The following is a 20,456-nucleotide window of genomic DNA, read 5'->3' on the forward strand; positions in this document are numbered from 1 at the left end:
GTAACGACCATTCTAAGTCCTCAGCGTTACCGTCACTGCCAGGACCCGCCCGCGCCCCACTGCGGGTCCAGCGGCGGCACGGAATCGAAGGAGCTGGCCACGGCCACGGGAGCGCCGGCATCGACCGACTCCTCGATCGCGAGCATCGCGTCGAGCACGTGGAAGGCCAGCGCACCGCTGGCCCGCGGCTCGCGGTCGGCACGGATCGCCGCGGCCATCTCGACCACGCCGATGCCGCGCTCGCGCTCGGCGCCCGAGGGCATCAGCTCCTCGGGTTCGGGCTGCGGCCGACCGGCCGGCACGAGCACGCTCGGACCGTCGAAGCCGCTCACCGGCACGGTGAGAGTGCCGCCGGAGCCGGTGACCTCGAACAGCTGGCGCCGCACGGGAGAGTCGAAGCTGTAGATCGATGTGCCCACCACCCCGGAGCGGAACCGGGTGAGCACGCTCACGTGGGTCCAGACCTCGACCGGGATGCGGTTGCCCGCCCGCTCGCCGTAGGGCACCGTCCGCACATCGAACGCGCGATGGCCCATCGCCTGCACGGTGTCGATCGGGCCGAACAGCAGCGCGAGCGTCGTCAGGTAATACGGACCGATGTCGAACAGCGGACCGGCGCCGCGGGCGAACAGGAAGTCCGGGCGCGGGTGCCAGGCGTCCGGCCCGGGACCCTGCATGAGCGTGAGCACGGTCTGCGGGGTGCCGATCCGCCCCTCGGCGATCAGCTGCTGGGACTGCTGGATGCCGCGGCCGAGCACAGTGTCCGGCGCATTGCCGACGCGCACCCCGGCGGCTGTCGCGGCGTCGAGCACCGCGCGGGCCGAGGCGCGGTCGAGCGTGAGCGGCTTCTCGCCCCACACGTGCTTCCCCGCCGCGATCGCCTGCAGCGCGACCTGTGCGTGCACTGCCGGGATCGTCAGGTTGACCACGAGCTCGAGCCCGGGCAGGGCGAGCAGCTCCGCGGTATCCCCGGAGAAGGGCACACCGTGCTTCCGCGCCTGCGCCGCCGCGCGCTCGCGGTCGAGGTCGGCGACCCCGATCACGTCGACGCCGGGTGCCGCGCGCAGCGTGGCGAGGTACTCGTCCGAGATGTTGCCCGCGCCGATCACTCCGACGCGCACCGGCTCGTGGGTCATGACAGGGCCTCCGCGAAGAACCGGGTGTTGCGCTCGACGGCGGGCAGCGGGTCGCCGTCCACCACGACCTCGACCACCACGAGGGCGTCGATGTCCGCGGCGAGTGCAGTGACCTCGCGCATGCGTCCGACCACGGGGACGCCGAGCGTGGGCGGGTCGTCCGGTTCCGGCTCCTCGTCGTTCACGTGCACGGCGCGGATACGGTCGGCCAGGCGCGGCAGCAGCTCGAACACGTCCGCACCGCCGACGCTCGCCCAGTAGGTGTCGACCTCCAGCACGACCCGCTCGTCGAGCAGCTCGACGAGCACCTCCCACGCCGGGCGGCCGTCGATGCGCGCCGAGAACTCGAAGTCGTGGTTGTGGTACCCGACGCGCAGGCCGTGTTCGGCGGCGCGCGCGGCGGCCAGGTTGATCCGCTCGGCGAGCGCGGTGACGCCGGCGCGGTCCGCGAACAGGGCGGGATCCGCCCACGGCACGATCAGGGTCTCGACGCCCACCGTGCGCGCCGCGGCGATCGCCCGCTCGACGGGGGTGTCGAGCAGCTTGACGTGCGCGGTCGGCGCGGTGAGCCCCGCGGCGGCGAGCTCGCGTGCGAGCTGTTCCGGGTCGCTCAGGATGTCGTAGGGCTCGACCTGCGCGTACCCGAGCGCCGCGAGCGCGGCCAGGGTCGCCGCACGGCGGTCGCCGAGCCGGTCGCGAAGGCTGTAGAGCTGGATCGACAGCGCGGACGCGGTGTCGGCCGAGGGCGGGACGGTCGTGTCGGTCATGTCATCCGTTCCGGATCAGGCGGTCGAACGCGGCGGAGAGCTCGTCGTCGAAGGCACGGCGCGCGGCGTCCTCCTCGTGCCACGCGACGATGCGGCGAGCGCCCTCCGCGAACGAGACCTTCGGGTGGTAGCCGGGCACGAGCCGCTGCAGCTTCGCGGTGTCGAACAGGATCGAGTGCCGGAAGTCCTCCTGCAGCACCTCGGCCCAGCCGGGCACCTCGCGGCCGATGGACTCGCTGGAGCGGTGCACCAGGAGCGGATCGCGCACTCCGGCGGCGGCAGCCAGGGTGGTGTGGATCTGGTCCCAGGTGAGGATGTCGCCGCTGACCAGGTTCACGCTCTCCCCGATCGCGTGCGTGTTGCCGAGCAGGGGCACGAGGGCGCGCGCGACGTCGCTCGAGTGCGTCAGGGTCCACAGCGAGGTGCCGTCGCCGTGCACCACGGTGGCGTCGCCCCGACGCAGGCGCTCGATCGCGGTCCAGGTGACCGGGAAGATCATGGTGGTCTCGTCGTACGTGTGCATCGGACGCACGATCGTGAGCGGAAGACCGCGCTCCCGGTAGGCGTCCTCCAGCACGAGCTCGGCGGCCAGCTTCTCCCGGGCGTACCCGAAGACCGGATGGCGGCGCGGGCTCGACTCCGTGATGGGCAGCTGCGGCACCGGACGGCCGAACACGGAGCAGGTGCTGACGAACACGTACTGGCCCGTCCGCCCCGCGAAGCGCTCGACGTCGGGCAGCACGTCCTGCGGGCTGAAGCCCACCCAGTTCACGACGACGTCGTACTCCGTGTCGCCCAGCGCGGCGTCGAGGGCGGCCCCGTCGCGGATGTCGGCGCGGATGCCGTGCACCTCCGCCGGCAGGGCGCGGCGGTGCTCGCCCCGGGTGACGACGGTGAGGTCGATCCCGTGCTGCACGGCCTCGCGCGCGACGGCCGAGCCGATCATGCCGGCGCCGCCCAGGAACAGCACCCGCAGCGCGCTCATCGGGCACCCGCCGTCACGCCGTGGCCGGTGAGGTACCGGTACGACTCGTCGAGGGCGTCGAACGGATCGACGTCGAGCTTCTCCAGCTCCACGATGTGCCATTCGAGCGTCGAGGGCTCCTGCAGGGCGCCGAGCACATCGACCGATCCCTGTCCGATCGGCACGAGCGTGTCCTGCCCGTAGGTGAGGGCGGGGCCGTCCTTGACGTGCACGTAGCGCAGCCGCGGACCGATCGACCGCACGACCTCGGCGGGAGACGCCCCGCCCACCGCGGCCCAGTACAGGTCGAGCTCGACGCGGGCATCGGGGTGCAGGCGCTCCAGCAGCAGGTCGTAGGCGCTCCGACCGTCGATCACGTTCCGGAACTCGGCGTGGTGGTTGTGGTACGCCACGGTCATGCCGTGCGCCTTGGCGGCCTCGACACCGCCGTTGACTCGTTCGAGTCCGCGTTCGATCGCGTCGAGGTCGTCGAACTCCTCGGCCTCCATGCTCCATGCGAGGTTCGGGGTGCCGAGCTCGGCGTACTCGTCGAGGATGCGTGCGGCATCGGGGCCGAAGGGGAACGGCGCGTGCGCGCTGACGACGCTCAGGCCCGTGCGATGCAGCATCCGGTTCACGTCGGTGGCCGACCGGCCGTGCAGGCCGTAGGTCTCCACACCCGTGTAGCCGAGGGCGGCGATACGCTCCAGCACGCCCTCGAAGTCGTCGTCGAGCAGCGCGTCGACGGTGTAGAGCATGACGGCGGCACCGGGGAGGCTCATGCGCGGCCCGCCCAGCGGATCGCCTGCGCGAGGAGCCGACGGAAGGGCGGTTCGCCCCACGCCCGCATGTCGTGGCCGAGCGCGAGGTAGACGACCCGCCCCTCGCCGACCTCGCGCACGTAGAGCACGGGGATGCGCACGCCGTCGTCGCGGGTGCGCTCCGCGAGGACCGTGTGGTCGTCGTCGGCGAACGCGAACTCGTAGTACTCGTCGAAGAGCTCGAAGTCGTCGACGCCCTCGGTGATCGGGTGCGCCGCGACGATCTCGATGCGGTGCCGGCCCTCGTGGTGTCCGGGGCCGTGCGAGAGGTAGTGATTGCCGAGGAGTGCGTGGAAGGCGCTGTCGGCGCCCGCGGGGTCGCCCATCACGTTCGACATGTGCAGCGCCACGACGCCCTTGCCCGCGGCCACCGATGCGGCGAGCGCCGCCTGCTGCGCGGCCGGGAACGAGGCGCCGGAGTCGTAGAGCACGAAGACGTCGGCGTCCGCCGTCTCGGGGCGCGCGTCCACGAACCGCTGCATGCCGACGGCGGGCGATATGGCGAATCCGGCGCTCGCCCCGATGCGGGTGAGCACGTCGGCGGCGCCGAGGAGGTCGTGGTGGGTGTCGTCGCCGCCGACGACGACGAGGGCGCGGGGGCTGGTGGACATGGGACGTTCTCCTCGGGTGGTTCGGGTGGGGGCGCCTCCGGAGAGGCGCCCCCTGTGGTCACACGGCGGTGCCGCGTGCGGTCATCACCGGGGCTGGAGCTCCAGTGCGACGACCGGGTTGACGAAGGCGCCCCAGTACGGGTCCTTCTCCTGGGGCCATCCGGTGGCCTTCTTCTCGCTCCACCCGGCGTAGGCCTGGTAGTACGAGAGCACGACCCACGGGGTCTCCTCGATGAACTGCTCCTGCAGACCGGTGACGGCGGCGGTGCGCTCGTCGTCGCTGGTCGCGGCGAAGTAGTCCGTGAAGTACTGCGCGATCTCCGGGTCCTCCGTGCGCTGGATGTTCTGGTACGTCGGGATGGCCTCGCCGATCGGCAGCGAGTACGCGGGGTTCATCCACGAGTCGTACAGGTTCACCGCGAGGAGCTGGGTGGCGATCGGGTAGCCGATCGTCGCCTGGAACTCGCCCTTGCTGGTGATGCCGTTGATCGCCTCGACCGCGACGCCGTTGACGTCGACCTTGAATCCGGCCTCCTTGAGGTTGGACTGGATGATCTGCGCGGCCGCGACCTGCTCGGTGAACGCCTGCGGGATCGTGATCTGGAAGGCGAGCTTCTCGCCGTCGCGCTCGTAGTAGCCGTCGTCGCCCATCGTGAAGCCGAGGCCCTCGAGGATCTTCTTCGCACCGTCGACGTCGTAGTCGTAGAGCTCGTCCTCGAGCCCGGGAGCGATGGAGTCCTCGAACACCGGGAGGGGCAGGCCGCCCTTCCACGTCGCCGCCGGACGGTTGGCCACATCGGCGACCTGCTGACGGTCGATCGCCAGGCTCGCGGCCTCGCGGATCTCCTTCTCGTTGAACGGGAAGTTCTGGTTGTTCGTGATGAGGCCGTCGGCGCCGACGACCGACCACAGGATGTGGAAGTCGGGGCTCTTGGAGAGGAAGGTCTCCTCGACGTTGGCCATGTAGCAGCTGCACCAGTCGACGTCGCCCTGCACCATGGCCTGCGAGACCGCGGTGTTGTCCTTGTACGGGACGAAGCGGAGGCCGTCGATGGCGGGCTTGCCCTTCTGCCAGTACTTCGGGTTCTTCACGAGCGTGTAGCTCTCGGGCGTGAAGGTGTCGAGCATGAACGCCCCGGTGCCGACCGGCTTCTCGTCGGCGTAGCCGGCGACGTCGTCGATCTTGCCGTAGACGTGCTCCGGCACGATGCTCAGGTAGATGATCTTGTCGAAGAAGTTCGCCGACGGGGTCGCGAACGAGATCACGACGGAGTGCTCGTCCGGGGCCGTGATGGTGTCGAACTGGATGCCGGTGAGGTTCAGCTCGGGGTGGTCCTTGATCAGCTGGTAGCTGTAGACGACGTCTTCGCTGGTGAAGTCCTCGCCGTCGGTCCAGGTGACGCCGTCGCGGAGCTGGAGGCTGAGCTCCGTCCCCTCGGCGTTCCACTCCCACTCGGTCGCGAGCCACGGCTTGAAGTCGCCCGCCTTGGTCGTGTTCACCTGCACGAGGGGCTCGTAGATCATGCCCTCGGAGCCGAGCTGGTAGGCGGTGGTGGGCAGGTAGGGGTTGAACACCTTCTGCACGGAGGCCGACGAGCGGCCGACCGTGAGGATGGTGTCGCCTCCTCCGCTGCTGCCTCCCGTGCTGGGGGCGCAGGCGGCGAGGCCGGTGATCAGTGCTGCGACGGCCAGCGTGGCGATGGCCGCTCGTTTCGACGTGCGCATGGGCATGCCGACTTCCTTTCGTTGGGACTGCAAGGACACTGCGGTGGTCATACGGGACTGCGGTGGCGCCCGCTATGCGGCGCCCATGCCCTCCTTCCCCGGGATGCGGCTGTCGGCGAGCAGACGGGCGACGCTCTCGTCGTCGTCCCACTCGCGCGCCCAGTGGACGCCGTCGACGCCGCGCTCCTCGGTCGGGTCCGCATCGCTCACCCGCACCTCGGGATGGCGCAGGCGCCGGTCGACGTCGACCTCGAACGGCTCGGAGCGCGGATCGGGGGCCGCGCGCACGAGGAGCTGCGTATAGGGGTGGACCGGCACCGCGATGACCTCGTCGCTGGGGCCGCGCTCGACCACGCGGCCGTTGCGCATGACGACGATCTGGCTCGAGAAGTGCCGGGCGGTGGCGAGGTCGTGGGTGATGTAGAGGACCGCGAGGTTGCGCTCGACCTTGAGGCGGTCGAGCAGTTCGAGGATCTCCATGCGGATCGACACGTCGAGCATCGACACCGGCTCGTCCGCGATCAGCACCTCGGGTCGCGGGGCGAGGGCACGCGCGATCGCGACGCGCTGGCGCTGGCCGCCCGAGAGCTCGTGCGGGAACTTGTCGAGGTACTCGGCCGACAGGTTCACCGAATCCATCAGGCGCTCCAGCTCCGCCTGCTCCTCCTTCGGCCCGCGCACGATGCGGTGCACGCGCAGCGGCCGCCGCAGGTGGTGCCGCACGGTGCGCAGCGGATTGAGCGAGGCGAACGGGTCCTGGAACACCATCTGCACCCGCGAGCGGTAGGGACGGATGCCGTGCTGTCCGCGCGGCACCACCTCGTCGTCGAGCCGGAGCTCGCCCTCGCTGGGATCCGTGATGCGCAGGATCATCTTCGCCATCGTGGACTTGCCGCTGCCGGACTCGCCGACCAGCGCCACCGTCTCCCCCGGCCGCACCGTGAGCGAGACGCCGTCGACCGCGCGCAGCGTGTCGCCGCGACGGCCCAGGTGGTAGTCCTTGGTGAGCTTCACCGCGTGCAGGGTGGTCATCGTGCTCCCACTTCCTCGGAGGCGGGCTCGCCGTCCTCCGCGACGTAGCGTCCGCCGCCGGAGATCGGCGCGTCGCCGCGCAGACTCGGGAACGACTTCAGCAGGTGGCGGGTGTAGTCGTCCTCGGCGTGATCGAGCAGCGCGGCCGGGGTGTTCTCCTCGACCAGGCGCCCCTTGCGCATGACGCCGACGCGGTCGCTGATCTCGAGCAGCAGACCGAGGTCGTGCGTGATGAACAGCACCGCGAACCCGAAGTCGTGCCGCAGCCGGGCGATCTCGTCGATGATGCTGCGCTGCACGATCACGTCGAGCGCGGTGGTCGGCTCGTCCATGATGATGACGCGCGGCTTGAGCGAGAGCGCCATGGCGATCATGACGCGCTGGCGCATGCCGCCGCTCAGCTGGTGCGGGTAGCTGGCGAGGCGCAGCGGGTCGATGCCGACGGTGCGGAGCAGGTCGGCCGCGCGCCGCCGGCGCTCTTCCTTGCTGAGGCGCAGATCGTGGTCGATGAAGATGTCCTCGATCTGGTCTCCGATCGAGATGACCGGGTTCAGCGCGTTCATCGCGGACTGCAGCACCATCGCGACCTCGGACCAGCGGAACGCCTTCAGGTCGCGGTCGTCGAGCGCGAGCACGTCGAGCTGCTCGCCGTCGCGTCCGGTGTAGACGATCTCGCCGCTCGTGATCACGGCCGGCGGGCGGAGCAGACGCGTCACGGCGTACGCGAGGGTCGTCTTCCCCGAGCCGGACTCCCCGGCGAGACCGACGATCTCGCCGCGGTGCAGGGTGAGGCTGACGTCGTCCACCGCGCGGAACGCGCCGTTCTCGTGCGTCTGGTACTCGACCGTGAGGTTCGAGATCTGCAGCACGGTCTCCCCGGCCACGAAGTCGCCGGTGTCGTCGAGGTCGCGGCGCGGACGGCGCAGGTTCAGCAGCGGCTGACGCGGACGCTTGAACTGCGTCTTGGTGCCGGCCTTCGTGCCGAGACCCGCCGCCCGCAGACGCGGGTTGACGAACTCGTCGATGCCGAAGTTGACCAGGGCGAGCGCCGTGCCGACGAAAGCGATCGCGAGTCCCGGCGGCACGAACCACCACCAGGCGCCGAAGAGCAGCGCCGAGCTGTTCTGGGCCCAGTAGAGGATGCCGCCCCACGACCATTCGGTGACGTCGGTCATGCCGAGGAAGGCGAGCCCGGCCTGGGTCAGGATGCCGCCGGTCACGGTCGCGAGGAACGACGAGGCGACGATCGCGAGCATGTTGGGGAGGATCTCGCTCCAGATGATGCGGAACGTGCGGTCGCCGGCCACGCGTGCGGCCTCCACGAAGTCGCGGTTGCGCAGCGAGAGCGTCTGGGCGCGCAGCACGCGGGCACCCCACGCCCATCCGGTGATCGCGATCACGATGATGATGCCGACCGAGCCGGTGCTGGGCAGGTAGCCGGCGAGGATCACGACGAGCGGGAGGCCCGGGATGACCAGGAAGATGTTCGACAGCACCGACAGCAGCTCGTCGCCGAGTCCGCCGACGTAGCCGGCCGTGAGACCGACGATGAGGGAGAGCCCGGTGGCGAAGAACGCGGAGACCACGCCGACGAACAGCGAGATCCTGGTGCCGTAGACCATCTGCGCGAACAGGTCCTGCCCGGTGTGCGTCGTGCCGAGCCAGTGCTCGGGCGACGGCGGCAGCAGCACCTCGGTGCTCACGGCGCTCGGATCGGTCGTGATCAGCATCGGTCCGAAGACCCCGACGAGGATGAACAGCAGGAACACGCTGCCGCCGACGATGATCTTGGCGGAGCGGAGGCCGCGCAGCCAGTCGAGGTTGCGGCCCTTCTTCGCCGCGGGCTTCGGGGCGGCGATGGTGGCGGTGAGCGGCGTCGTCATCGGCGGGCCTCCTGTCGGGTGCGCGGATCGAGGAGCACGTAGGCGAAGTCGGCGACGAGGTTCGCGACGAGCACGGTGATCGTGATCACGAGGAAGATGCCCTGCATCAGCGGGTAGTCCTGCTGCTGCACGGCCTGGAAGAGGGTGTAGCCGAGGCCCGGGTAGTTGAAGACGACCTCGGTGACGATCGAGCCGCCGACCAGGAAGCCGAGCGACATCGCGAAGCTCGCGAGCGAGGGGAGCACGGCGTTGCGGCCCGCATAGGTCCGCATCACGCGGCTGGTCTTCAGGCCCTTGGCCTGGGCGAGCAGCACGTAGTCCTCGCTCAGCGTGGTGACCATCATGTTGCGCATGCCCAGCAGCCAGCCGCCGATCGACGACACGATGATCGTGATCGCGGGGAGCATGCCGTAGGAGATGACGCTGCTGATGAACTCCAGGTTGAAGCCGGGCACGAGGCCGGGCTGGTATCCGCCGGACAGCGGGAACCAGTGCAGGTTCACCGCGAAGATGTAGACCATGATGAGGCCGAACCAGAAGTACGGGATCGATGAGATGAACGTCGTCGCCGGGACGAGCCCGTCCATCCACGACCCGCGGCGCCAGCCGACGAGCATCCCGAGGCCGACACCGATCACGAAGCTGAGCACCGTGCAGATGCCGATCAGCGACAGCGTCCAGGGCAGGCCCTGCAGGATCATGGTGGAGACCTGGGCGGGGTAGGCGCTGATCGACACCCCGAGGTTCCCGGTGAAGATGTTGCCCCAGTACTCCCAGTACTGGTTCCACAGGTTGTCGTCGCCCTGACCGAACAGCTGCCGGAGCGCATAGACCGCGTCCGGGCTCAGCTGTCCCTGGAATCGGGTCAGCATGCGTTCGATCGGGTCTCCCGGCATCATCCGGGGCAGGAAGAAGTTGATCGTGATCGCCGCGAACGCGGTGATCAGATAGAACAGTCCTCGCCGCAGGAGCACTCTCATGCCACGGCCTCTCTCATCTCATCCATCTCTCTCACGTCAGTACGTCGAAACGATCTCGGTCGCCGGCGCCCACAGCCCCTGGTCCAGTCCGCGCTGGAGGGCGTTGTCGAGCACGTCGAGGGGCAGTCGGACCAGACCGCGGCGCACGCTCGACTCGTAGGCGGCGAAGATGATCTCCGCGGCCGCGAGTCCGTGCCGGGCGTGCAGCACGGGCTCCGCGCCGGTCTCCGCCGCGCGCACGAGGTCGGCGAGGGCGAGCGCGGTCTGCTCGATGATGGCCGGATCGACCCCGCCGAGCTCGATCGCGAACTCGGGGTCGACGCTCTCGAGGATCTCCTGCGGGTCGCGGCCGTCCACGTGCACGAGGGCCCGGCCGCCGAAGATCTCGACCCGGCCGCGGGTGCCCTGGAGCACGATGCCGTTGTCGCCGAGCGGGTGCAGGCGCTCGTCGCGTCCGGTGATGATCACGGCGTCGACGTCGGAGTCGAACCGCACCTTGACGATGCCGGCCGTCTCGGTCGGGGCTCCGTAGACGCGCTTGCGCGCCGCGACGTCGATCTGGGCGAGCACCGAGGTGGCACGCGGGTCGCCGAGGTGCAGGCGCAGCAGGTCGACCGTGTGCGATCCCCAGTCGAAGAGGTTGGCGCAGTAGCCCTGCGCGCCGGTGAGCTCGCCGATCGTGCCGTACTGCACGAGGTCGCGCACCGCGCGGTGCATACGGTCGAAGCGGCGCTGGTGGTTGACGGTGAGGACGGCCCCGTGCGCGGCGGCGGCCTCGACCAGGTGTCGGGCATCGCCGTAGGAGAGCGCCATCGGCTTCTCGCAGTGGATGGCCGTCACGCCGTGCACGAGGGCGAGGCCGACGACGTCGCGGTGCACGGCGGCGGGAGCGCACACGCTCAGCACGTCGACGGGGTTCTCGGTGAGCAGGCGCTCGAGGTCGCGGTATCCGCGGGCGTCGTGACGGGCGGCGAGGGCGTCGGCCGCGTCGGCATCCACGTCGCTGATCGCGACGATGCGCAGATCCGGGATCCGGGAGAGACCGAAGGCGTGCACCGCACCCTGTGCACCCGCACCGACCACGGCGGCGGTGCGTACCGTCGTCATCTCGGCCCTGCTCGATGGGTGAACTGGTACACTATGGCCTCTCCTTTGAGCGTTTGTAGTAGTCCATGAAAATACCACTGAGGGCCAAGCTAATACGCTTCTATGATGAGCACAACCACTTGCTGTCCATTTGAGACAAGCTCGTGGGACTCGCAATGAAGCCAGCCGGAGGAGAATTCCATGCTCATCAGCCAGGTCATCGGTCCGCGTCGCTCCGAGATCGTGTCGGCACCCGACCCGATCCCCTCGCCCTCGCAGGTCGTGATCGACGTGCTCGCCTGCGGCGTGTGCACCTCGGACCGCACCCCGTGGCGGGAGCACGGGACGCCGGAGGCACCGGTGCGGCTCGGACACGAGACCGTCGGCAGGATCAGCGCCGTGGGCGACCCCGGCGGCCGCTGGAGCGTGGGCGAGGTCGTGACCGGCCTCGGCGGCGACGGCTTCGCGACCAAGGTCGCCCTCGACGCCGACTCGATCCTGCGCGTCCCCGCCGGCTTCGCCCCGCAGCACGTGATCGGGGAGCCGCTCGCCGACCTCGAGGAGGCGCTCTCCCGCAGCGGCATCCGCCCGGGGGACCGCGTCGCCGTCGTCGGCCTCGGCTTCATGGGGCTGGGCCTGGTGCAGCTCGCGGCCGCCCGCCTGCCCGGGCTGCTGGTCGCGGTCGACCCGAATCCCGCGGCGCGGGAGCGCGCGCTCACCCTCGGCGCCCACGAGGCCTATCACCCGGACGAGCTGCCGCCCGAGTTCGCCTCGGCATCCGGTCGGCGCGAGCAGCGCATGGACGTCGTGGTCGAGGCGGCCGGCGTGAACTCGGCTCTCGTCACCTCCTCCACACTCGTCCGCCCGTACGGCACGGTCTGCATCGTGGGCTATCACCACACCGGCGACGCCCCGATGGACATGGAGCTCTGGTACAAGGGCGCCACGATCGTGAACGGCTTCTCCCCCGCGCGCCCGCGGACGCTGCGGGCGATGGCGGACGGCCTCGCGATGATCGCCGACGGACGGTTCAGCTATCTGCCGCTGATCACGCACACCTTCGACCTCGCCGACATCGATCAGGCGTACGAGCTGATGGAGGCGCGGCCCGCCGACTTCGTCAAGGGCGTGGTGCTCTTCCCCGACCACGGATGATCAGCCGCCTTCGGTGGATCACTGTTTGATCACGAGAAGAAATACCAGTATTGACCACTTTGAGTCCGGGACAGTACCATTCGAGGAACCGCCGGCGCCCGGCCGGCCGAGAAGGAGGTCCTCCGTGCAGAAGCGCGTGTCCATCCCCCTGGCAGGTGCCACCGCGTTCGTGCTCGCCGCGAGCCTCGGCGCCTGCGCGAGCACTGAATCATCGACACCCGACCAGATCGTCGTGCAGACCAACTGGACGGCCAGCCAGGCCCAGAACAAGCCGCTCTTCGACGCCTTCGAGGCGTTCACCGAGGAGACCGGCATCGACGTCAAGGTCCTCGAGTCCGGCGACAACCTCAACCAGGTCTACGAGACGTCCCTCCTCGCCGGCGAAGAGGCCGACGTCCTGCTGGTCGGACTCCTGGAGAAGCAGCTGGACTGGGCGGTCAACGGCGCCGTCGTCCCCGTGAACGACTACATCGAGGAATGGGGCATCGCCGACCGCATCCCCGACGACGCCCTCGTGGACTGGACCGACTCCGAGGACAACATCCGCGCGTTCCCCTACTCCGGGTTCACGTGGCCCTGGTGGTACAACACCGACCTGCTGGAGAAGGCCGGGGTCGACGGCGTCCCGACCACGACCGACGAGCTCGTCGACGCCGCGAAGAAGCTGCGCGCCGCGGGCATCGCTCCCGTGGTGCTCGGCGGCATCGACTGGTCCGGCCAGAAGATCTTCCTGCAGTTCCTGGAGATGTTCCTCTCGACCGACGAGGCGAAGCAGGTCTACGCCGAGGGCGCGACGTGCGACAGCCCCGGGGCCATGAAGGGCATCGAGCTGCTGGTCGAGCTGCGCGACGCGGGCGTCTTCGTCGACGGCGTCGAGGGCTACACGGCCGACCAGGCTCAGGCCGCGTACATGGACGGCCAGGCGGCGATCGCTCCGCTCGGCTCCTGGGCGTACCCGGCGGCCTCCGAGGAGCTCGCCGCGGCGACCGTCCTCGGCGGTCTCCCGGTCGCCGACGGCGCACCGTTCGAGAAGCCGCTGGCCTACCGCGGGTCCACCTCGGCTGGTTGGTGGATCAGCCCCAACGGTGAGAAGAAGATCGACGCGGTCGAGCAGCTCATCACCTACATGTACGGCAACGACGTGCTCAAGGGCATCCTCGACGAGGGCGGCGTGATCCCGGTCGCCGACTTCGGCGGCGACACCTCCGGCGTCACCTCGCCGCTGCTGGCGCAGTCCCTGACCGACCTGCCCGAGGTGGTCGACTTCCCGGTGATGCCCGACATCTACGTGCCGGCCGACGTCTCCAACCCGATGTACCGCGCGACCTCGGTCGCGTTCACCCCCGGCACCGACGCCGCGACGATCTGCAAGACCGTCGACGACATCTACGCCGCCGCGAAGTAACCCGTCAGGGCGGCCCGGCCTCCACGCCGGGCCGCCCTCCTCACTGCTGGAGCCCTCCCCCATGACCGCATACTCCCCCGAGGTCGTCGCCCTCCGACGCGCGAAGGCCAGACGCCGTGGCGAGCTGGTGCAGCTGTCGGCCACCCTCCCGGCGCTGCTCTGGTTCCTGGTCTTCACGATCGGCCCGCTGGTCAGCCTCTTCTACTTCTCCACGGTCAACTGGCGAGGACTGATCGCGCCGCGGACGCCCGCCGGCCTCGACAACTTCGCCCGTCTGCTGAACGACCCCGTCGTCTGGCTCGCGACCGGCAACACGATCCTCCAGCTCGTCGTGACCCTCCCGATCGTCGTGGTCGGCGCGTTCATGATCGCCTACTACCTGAACCTCAAGCCCCGCGGACACCGCTTCGTGCGCGCACTCATGTTCACCCCCGTGCTGCTGTCGGCCTCGGCCCTGGCCATGGTGTTCGTCGGCGTCTTCGCCCCGAAGGGCATGATCAACGGCTTCCTCGACGCGATCGGCCTCGACCAGCTCGCGCGCCCCTGGCTCGCCAACGGCGACAGCGCGATGTGGGCCATCATCATCGTCACCATCTGGTGCAGCATGTCGGTCTCCGCGATCATGCTCGCCGCCCGCCTGAACTCGATCGACGCCTCGGTGTTCGAGGCCGCGGAGATCGACGGCTGCGGGCACTTCCGCCGCATGTGGAGCATCGCCTGGCCGATGTGCCGCGAGTTCGTCGGGGTCGTCACGATGCTGCAGTTCCTGTGGACGCTGTTCTCCTCCGCCGCGGTCGTGCTCCTGCTCACCAAGGGAGGACCGGGCAACGCCACCGCGACCCTCTCCTTCCTCGTGTACGACTTCGCGTTCAACCAGTCGAAGGTCGGCTACAGCCAGGCCGTCGCCGTGGTGCTGTTCATCGTCGGCGTCGCCGGCATCCTCGTGATCCGCCGGGCCTTCCGGCAGAAGTACTGATCGGACCTGCTCGCATGACCGCCGTCTCCGCTCCCACCGCCCCGCGCACCTCCTCGCCGCAGTCCCGTCCGGCAGCCCGTCGTCGCACCCGCGGCGGGGCACTCGCCCGCACCGGCCCCATGAAGTACCTCGCGCACGCCGGGGTCTGGCTGTACGTGATCCTGCTCGCCGCGCCCCTCTACTACCTGCTGATCTCGGCGTTCAAGCACAACACCGACATCTTCAACCAGCCGTTCTCCCCCTTCACCCCGCTCACGTTCGACAACTTCGGGCTCGCGTTCTCGCAGGCCTCGCTGGGCACGGCCCTGCTGAACTCGGCGTACATCACGGTCGGCGCGGAGATCCTGACCCTCGCCCTCGCCGTGCCCGCCGCGTTCGCCCTGGCTCGAGCGAAGGGAGCCATCGGCCGGATGGTGGAGCGCGTGTTCGCCCTCGGGTTCCTGATCCCCGGGTTCGCGGCCCTGGTGCCGACCGTGTTGCTGTCGATCATGATGGGGCTGTTCCACACCCGTGAGTTCCTGATCCTCTTCCTCCCCGCCTCGGCCATGCCGCTCACGGTCATCCTGCTGACCCAGGCGATGCGCGCCGTCCCGGCCGAGCTCGAGGAGTCGGCGCTGCTCGACGGCGCCGGTCCGCTGCGTGTGCTGTGGTCGGTGTACGTGCCGCTCGCGATCCCCACGCTCACCGTGGTCGCGATCCTCAACTTCCTGTCGTTCTGGAACGAGTACTTCTTCTCACTCGTGATCATCGGGCCCGAAGCGTCGCTGCGCACGGCGCAGGTGGCGCTGCCGACGCTCTCGATCGCGAACGCCGCACAGTACGGTGTTCTTGCCGCCGGCATCCTCATCACCCTGATCCCCGCGTACCTCGTCTACGCCGTGTTCGCGGAGAAGATGGAGAACGCGGTCCTCGCCGGAGCACTCAAGGGCTGACATGCGCATCCTCACCACCCACCTCGGCTACGACACCGGGGCACCGAAGTCCGCGCTCGTCGAGCTGCCCCACGCCGGCGCGACGCCGCACGTGGAGCTGCTGTCGCTCGACGACGATTCCCGCCTCCGCCTCGAGGCCCGGCCGGCGACGGCCGTCGACGCCTGGCGGACCGGCGCCTACTCCCGGGTGGACTTCGATCACGTCGACGAGCCCGGGCGCTATCTGCTGGTCGCCGCCGTCGGCGACGAGGTGGTGTCGTCTCCGACCTTCACGATCGGCGAGGAGCGGCTCGCGGCCGGCACCCTCTCGGACATCCTGTTCGCGTTCAAGGCGGGGCGCTCCAGCGGCGAGATCGAGCGGAAGGATGCCGCGGCCCTCCGCTACGGCGACGACTCCGGTTTCACCGTCGACGCCCGTGGCGGCTGGCTCGATGCGTCGGGCGACACCAGCAAGTTCCTCAGCCACCTCACCTACTCGCCGACCATGAGCCCGCAGCAGATCCCGCTGTGCGCGTGGTCGTTCCTGGAGGCGCGCGATCAGCTGGCGGCACGGCATCCGCGCTTCCATCGCGCGCTGGGTGCCCGACTGCGCGACGAGGCGCTCTTCGGCGCGGACTTCCTGGTGCGCTTCCGCACGCCCGACGGAGCCTTCTACAGCGGGATCTTCGATGCGCTGACCAAGAACCTCGAGGAGCGGGTGATCAACGCCCCGCTGCCGGAGTGCGTGCGCACCGACCGCTACCGGGCGTCGTACCGCGGTGGCGGCGGTCTCGCGATCGCGGCCTTGGCACGGGCCTCACGCGAGCAGGAGCACGGCGACTTCACGAACGCCGAGTACCTCGCGGCGGCGATCGGCGCCTTCGACGACCTCGAGGCGCACAACGCCGAGTACCTGTTCGGCCTGGACCTGGAGTCGGGGGCGCTCACCGCGAGCTCGGAGTCGGTCGTCGACGACTACTGCGCGCTGCTCGCCGCCTCCGAACTCGTGGCGGCAGCGGACGCCGCCGACGCGGCTCGATTCACCGAGGCTGCCGACCGTCGGGCCGCCGCCCTGCTCGACCGCTATCGCATCTCCAGGGATGAGCCCGGGTGGTTCGAGGCGTGGGAGGACGGGCGACCGTTCTTCTCCGCGGTCGAAGCGGGCCTGCCCGTGATCGCGCTGCTGCGCTACGCCGACGTCGTCGCCGGTGCACGGCACGGCGACGCGGCCCGCGAGCTGGCGGTCGTGGTCATGCAGGATCTGCTGCGCCGCACGGACGCGGTCGCCAACCCGTTCGGCTACCCCCGTCAGCGGGTGCAGCCACGCGGCGGCGAGGTGCGCGAGTCCTTCTTCTTCCCGCACGAGAACGACACCGGGTACTGGTGGCAGGGCGAGAACGCGAACCTCGGATCGCTGGCGTTCGCTGCCCTCGCCGTCGCCGACCTGCCGGAGTGCGCACCCGGGCTCGCCGCACGTCTGCGGCGCTTCGCGGCCGACCAGGTGCAGTGGGTGCTCGGCCGCAACCCGTTCGACGTGTGCATGCTGCAGGGACGCGGTCGCAACAACGTCGAGTACTCGCCGGACTTCCCGAACCTGCCGGGCGGGATCGTGAACGGCATCACGAGCCATCCGGACGACGAGAACGGCATCGCGTTCCTGACGCCCGAGACGGCCGAGGGACCGGACTCGTGGCGGTGGGCGGAGCAGTGGATCCCGCACTCCGCCTGGTTCCTCCTGGCGGTCAGCGCGAGCTGAGGGCAGGCGTCGGAGCCGGAGCTCCGGTGGTCAGAGCGGCTGGGCGAGGGGGAACGGCGACACCTCGGCGCCCGCGAACGGGAAGGTCGTCGTGTTCAGCAGGTACACGCCGACCACGATCGCGGCGACGAGCAGCAGGAACAGGAACGCGAAGATCACGACCGTGAGCACGCGGTAGCCGCCGGAGGTCGGAACTTCGGGTGCGACCGACGGCTGCGCCCAGTCGTCGGCCACGGCGGCGGGCTGCTCGCCCTCGAGGATGGCGGGCGTCGGACGGGGACGGTCGGCTCCGCGACGCGTCGCGGGCGGAGGCGGCGGCAGGGCGTCGTCGTCCGACGGGATCTCCGAGGGCGGCGGGGCGAGCAGGCCGTCCGGGATCGGGATCTCGGGCGGAGGCGGCGGGATGACGACGTCGGCGGGCGGGATCACCGGCTCGTCCGGGACCACCGTCTCGTCGGGGACGACGGGTTCTTCCGGGGACGTGCCGCTGACATCGCTCATCTCAGCCTCCGACTGCTCCGACGTCGGTGACGCCGACGTCCGTTCGATGGAAATTCTGGAACGAGCGGGAGGCCGTCGGGCCACGCTGCCCCTGGTAGCGGTTGCCGTAGGGGCCGGAGCCGTACGGGTTCTCGGCGGGCGAGGTGAGGCGGAAGAAGCAGAGCTGCCCGATCTTCATCCCCGGCCACAGCTTGATCGGCAGGGTCGCGACGTTGGCGAGCTCCAGCGTGACGTGTCCCGTGAACCCCGGGTCGATGAAGCCGGCCGTCGAGTGCGTGATCAGTCCGAGGCGTCCGAGCGACGACTTGCCCTCGAGGCGGGCCGCGATGTCGTCGGGGAGCGTGACCTGCTCGAAGGTCGCACCGAGGGCGAACTCGCCGGGGTGCAGGATGAACGGCTCCTCCGGGTCGACCTCGATCAGTCGCGTGAGCTCGGGCTGGTCCACCGACGGATCGATGAACGGGTACTTGTGGTTGTCGAACAGGCGGAAGTAGCGGTCCAGGCGCACGTCGATGCTCGACGGCTGGATCATCTCCCGCTCATGCGGTTCGAGGCCGATGCGGCCGGATGCGAGTTCTGCCCTGATGTCGCGGTCGCTGAGAAGCACGGCACCAGCCTAGTTGCCACAGGCTCCGCGCGCCCCGCTGCTTTGGCCGACAGGCGACTGCCCGGTAGGCTGGCCTTCTCCCGCTCCTCGGATGCGGGTGCGGGGCTGTAGTTCAATGGTAGAACTTCTGCTTCCCAAGCAGACAGCGCGGGTTCGATTCCCGTCAGCCCCTCCACATGTGACGTCGACGCCGGCAGCCCGCGGCTGCTTCCTGCGGCTGTGTCAGGAGAGTCCGCCCCCGACCAGCCAGAGGGTCACGACGACCGCGACGCACGCCAGGGCCAGGATCGCCCACCCGACCCACCCGCGACCCGCCGCCGTGTTCCTCGGCGGCTGAGCGGACGTATGGCCCAGCTGTCGGCGCAGCGTCTCGGCGCGTTCCTCGAGTCCCGCCCGGTACTCGTGATTGCCCAGCCCGCCCCCGAGGCGGAAGCCCTCCTCGAGCGCTTCCGCCTGCTGCTCCTCGATCTGCGCGAGCTCGGCGGCCAGGCGCTTCCGCTCGTCGTCGGAGAGTTCTTCGGGTCGGGTCACGTCGTCTCCTCACTGGACTGAGCCAGCTAAGAGAACCACCTGTCCGCCGTCACGGCAAGACGTCGCACTTCCGGCGTCCAGGAGTTCGGCGGACCCCCGGAGCGACGGCTCAGGCCTCGACGTCGGTGTCGGCCTCGACGTCGACGGTGTTGAGGGCGGCGTAACGCTCCGGGCGGCGGGCGCGGAGGACGCGCGCGATCACGATTCCCGCCACCAGGGCGAGCGGGATCGGGATCAGCAGGAGGGCGTTCACGAAGGGCTCGGCCGCGGTCAGCAGCTCCAGCTGGGAGACGCTGAGCCCGACGAAGACGAAGAGTCCGATCGCGGCGAGCACCGGCGCCACGATCACGCGCCAGACGCTGTGCCCGTGCCGGTCGCGGAGGAAGAACGCGACGACGGCGATCGCGGCGATCCCCTCGAGCAGCAGGATGCCGAGCACACCGGGAGCGGCCGACCACAGGAACACCACGAGGTAGGGATCCGCACCGGCGACGGCGGCGAAGCCGAGCACCACCACCGAGATCGCGATCTGCAGCGCCACTCCGCCGAGGGGCGATCCGTGGGCGCGACTGATCCTCGCGACGCCCCGCGGCAGGATGCCTTCGCGGGCGAGGGTGAAGTGGTACCGAGAGGCGGCATTGTGGAAGGCGAGCGCGGCCGCGAACGCACTCGTGCAGAGCAGCAGCTGCGAGAAGTCCGACAGCCACGGTCCGACGAACTGCTCCATCGAGGTGAACGTCAGCAGCGCCACGTCGTCGCTCGCGGCGGCGTCCAGCGCTCCCTGCGTGCCGTAGGCGGCGAAGATGCACCACACCGAGAAGGTGTAGAAGACGCCGAGGAAGGCGATCGCGATGTACGTGGCGCGCGGCACCGTGCGCTTCGGGTCCTTGACCTCCTCCGCATAGATCGCGGTGGCCTCGAAGCCGATGAACCCGCCGGCGGTGAGCACGAGCATCGCGCCGAAGCCGGGGTCGGCCATCACGGCCGGGTTGAAGATCGCGACCGTCTCCGCGATGTCGCCGCTGCCGCCCTGACCGAGCATGAACGCCTCGTAGATCACGAGCACCGCGACCTCGAGCGCCAGGGCGATGCCCAGCACCTTGGCGCCGAGCGTCACCTTGAAGTACCCGAGCAGGGCGATCCCGATCACGGCGACCGCCGCCAGGATCACCCAGTTCACGCTCAGCCCGAACAGCGACGCGAGCATGTTCTGGGCATAGACCGCGAACCCCGCGATCAGGCAGATCGTCATGGCGTTGTACGACACGACGGCGAGCAGCGCGGAGCCGACGCCGAACGGCTTGCCGATGCCGTGGGTGATGTACGAGTAGAACGCGCCCGCGTTCTTGATCCGCGGACTCATCGCCGTGAAGCCGACGGCGAAGAGGATCAGGACGACGGCGGGGACGAGATAGCCGTACGCCGCCGACTCCCCGCCGGTGCGGATCGCCAGCGGCACGACCCCCGCGACCACGGTGAGCGGGGCGGCGGCCGCGACGACGAAGAACACGAGGTCGGCGGTGCCGAGGCCTGCGCGGCGGAGCGTCTGCGGCTCGGAGGCCTGGGCGGGGGCGTGCGGTGCTGAGGGGGCTGTCGGGGTCATCATCGT

The 20,456-nt window shown here is 69.9% G+C and carries 19 protein-coding genes and 1 tRNA gene; 6 read left to right on the forward strand and 14 right to left on the reverse strand.

The genetic code is table 11. From position 1 onward, the window contains the following. Positions 1-32: 32 nt before the first annotated feature. The 10 genes from AC07VM_RS06155 to AC07VM_RS06200 all read right to left on the reverse strand — a co-directional run bounded on the left by AC07VM_RS06155 (position 33) and on the right by AC07VM_RS06200 (position 11,026). Positions 33-1,136 (reverse strand): Gfo/Idh/MocA family protein, encoded by a 1,104-nt coding sequence (locus AC07VM_RS06155; RefSeq protein WP_494910386.1) that lies wholly within the window; start codon positions 1,134-1,136, stop codon positions 33-35. Next, entirely contained in the window at positions 1,133-1,903 is a 771-nt protein-coding gene (locus AC07VM_RS06160) for a sugar phosphate isomerase/epimerase family protein (RefSeq protein ID WP_494910387.1), read from the reverse strand. The genes AC07VM_RS06155 and AC07VM_RS06160 overlap by 4 nt, the downstream gene beginning before the upstream one ends. 1 nt (position 1,904) lies before the next feature. Beyond that, complete coding sequence (locus AC07VM_RS06165; RefSeq protein ID WP_267416303.1) at positions 1,905-2,888, reverse strand: NAD-dependent epimerase/dehydratase family protein; 984 nt, start codon at positions 2,886-2,888, stop codon at positions 1,905-1,907. Beyond that, a complete protein-coding gene (locus AC07VM_RS06170; RefSeq protein ID WP_267416304.1) occupies positions 2,885-3,649 on the reverse strand; it encodes a sugar phosphate isomerase/epimerase family protein in 765 nt (254 codons plus the stop codon). The genes AC07VM_RS06165 and AC07VM_RS06170 overlap by 4 nt, the downstream gene beginning before the upstream one ends. After that, positions 3,646-4,299, reverse strand: coding sequence for a ThuA domain-containing protein (locus AC07VM_RS06175; RefSeq protein WP_494910388.1), 654 nt, complete (start codon positions 4,297-4,299; stop codon positions 3,646-3,648). The genes AC07VM_RS06170 and AC07VM_RS06175 overlap by 4 nt, the downstream gene beginning before the upstream one ends. A gap of 84 nt (positions 4,300-4,383) precedes the next feature. Further along, positions 4,384-6,030: an ABC transporter substrate-binding protein gene (locus AC07VM_RS06180; RefSeq protein WP_267416307.1), complete on the reverse strand. Its 1,647-nt coding sequence runs from the start codon at positions 6,028-6,030 to the stop codon at positions 4,384-4,386. A gap of 66 nt (positions 6,031-6,096) precedes the next feature. Beyond that, positions 6,097-7,056 (reverse strand): ABC transporter ATP-binding protein, encoded by a 960-nt coding sequence (locus AC07VM_RS06185; RefSeq protein ID WP_494910389.1) that lies wholly within the window; start codon positions 7,054-7,056, stop codon positions 6,097-6,099. Continuing rightward, positions 7,053-8,939 carry a dipeptide/oligopeptide/nickel ABC transporter permease/ATP-binding protein gene (locus AC07VM_RS06190; protein ID WP_494910390.1) on the reverse strand — a complete coding sequence of 629 codons (1,887 nt, stop codon included), beginning with the start codon at positions 8,937-8,939 and terminating at the stop codon, positions 7,053-7,055. Before AC07VM_RS06190 ends, AC07VM_RS06185 begins: the two co-directional genes overlap by 4 nt. Beyond that, positions 8,936-9,919 carry an ABC transporter permease gene (locus AC07VM_RS06195; RefSeq protein ID WP_267416310.1) on the reverse strand — a complete coding sequence of 328 codons (984 nt, stop codon included), beginning with the start codon at positions 9,917-9,919 and terminating at the stop codon, positions 8,936-8,938. Before AC07VM_RS06195 ends, AC07VM_RS06190 begins: the two co-directional genes overlap by 4 nt. 36 nt (positions 9,920-9,955) lie before the next feature. Continuing rightward, positions 9,956-11,026 carry a Gfo/Idh/MocA family protein gene (locus AC07VM_RS06200; RefSeq protein ID WP_494910391.1) on the reverse strand — a complete coding sequence of 357 codons (1,071 nt, stop codon included), beginning with the start codon at positions 11,024-11,026 and terminating at the stop codon, positions 9,956-9,958. A 180-nt stretch (positions 11,027-11,206) separates the two neighbouring features. Here AC07VM_RS06200 and AC07VM_RS06205 point away from each other — a divergent pair, with 180 nt between their 5' ends. The 5 genes from AC07VM_RS06205 (at position 11,207) to AC07VM_RS06225 (ending at position 17,208) form a co-directional block, all read left to right on the forward strand. Further along, positions 11,207-12,160 (forward strand): zinc-binding dehydrogenase, encoded by a 954-nt coding sequence (locus AC07VM_RS06205; RefSeq protein WP_494910392.1) that lies wholly within the window; start codon positions 11,207-11,209, stop codon positions 12,158-12,160. A gap of 124 nt (positions 12,161-12,284) precedes the next feature. Continuing rightward, entirely contained in the window at positions 12,285-13,565 is a 1,281-nt protein-coding gene (locus AC07VM_RS06210; protein WP_267416313.1) for an ABC transporter substrate-binding protein, read from the forward strand. Positions 13,566-13,626: 61 nt separating this feature from the next. Then, positions 13,627-14,541, forward strand: a complete 915-nt coding sequence (locus AC07VM_RS06215; protein ID WP_267416315.1) for a carbohydrate ABC transporter permease — start codon at positions 13,627-13,629, stop codon at positions 14,539-14,541. Between the two features lie 14 nt (positions 14,542-14,555). Continuing rightward, positions 14,556-15,473, forward strand: a complete 918-nt coding sequence (locus AC07VM_RS06220) for a carbohydrate ABC transporter permease (protein WP_267416316.1) — start codon at positions 14,556-14,558, stop codon at positions 15,471-15,473. 1 nt (position 15,474) lies between these two features. Further along, entirely contained in the window at positions 15,475-17,208 is a 1,734-nt protein-coding gene (locus AC07VM_RS06225; RefSeq protein WP_494910393.1) for a glycoside hydrolase family 9 protein, read from the forward strand. A 30-nt stretch (positions 17,209-17,238) separates the two neighbouring features. On the opposite strand, the gene AC07VM_RS06230 is transcribed toward AC07VM_RS06225, so the two are convergent. After that, positions 17,239-17,709 (reverse strand): hypothetical protein, encoded by a 471-nt coding sequence (locus tag AC07VM_RS06230; RefSeq protein WP_494910394.1) that lies wholly within the window; start codon positions 17,707-17,709, stop codon positions 17,239-17,241. A 1-nt stretch (position 17,710) separates the two neighbouring features. Then, positions 17,711-18,316: a dCTP deaminase gene (dcd, locus tag AC07VM_RS06235; protein ID WP_267416319.1), complete on the reverse strand. Its 606-nt coding sequence runs from the start codon at positions 18,314-18,316 to the stop codon at positions 17,711-17,713. Positions 18,317-18,417: 101 nt separating this feature from the next. Here dcd and AC07VM_RS06240 point away from each other — a divergent pair. Then, positions 18,418-18,491, forward strand: a tRNA-Gly gene (locus AC07VM_RS06240). Positions 18,492-18,538: 47 nt separating this feature from the next. Here the strand turns inward: AC07VM_RS06240 and AC07VM_RS06245 are convergent. Together AC07VM_RS06245 and AC07VM_RS06250 are read right to left on the reverse strand one after the other, a co-directional pair. Further along, on the reverse strand, positions 18,539-18,847 hold the full coding sequence (locus AC07VM_RS06245) for a hypothetical protein (RefSeq protein ID WP_494910395.1): 309 nt from the start codon (positions 18,845-18,847) through the stop codon (positions 18,539-18,541). A gap of 109 nt (positions 18,848-18,956) precedes the next feature. Then, complete coding sequence (locus AC07VM_RS06250) at positions 18,957-20,453, reverse strand: APC family permease (protein WP_494910396.1); 1,497 nt, start codon at positions 20,451-20,453, stop codon at positions 18,957-18,959. Positions 20,454-20,456: the final 3 nt, after the last annotated feature.

This window comes from Microbacterium sp. GW821-FHT01D02, from assembly GCF_059422585.1.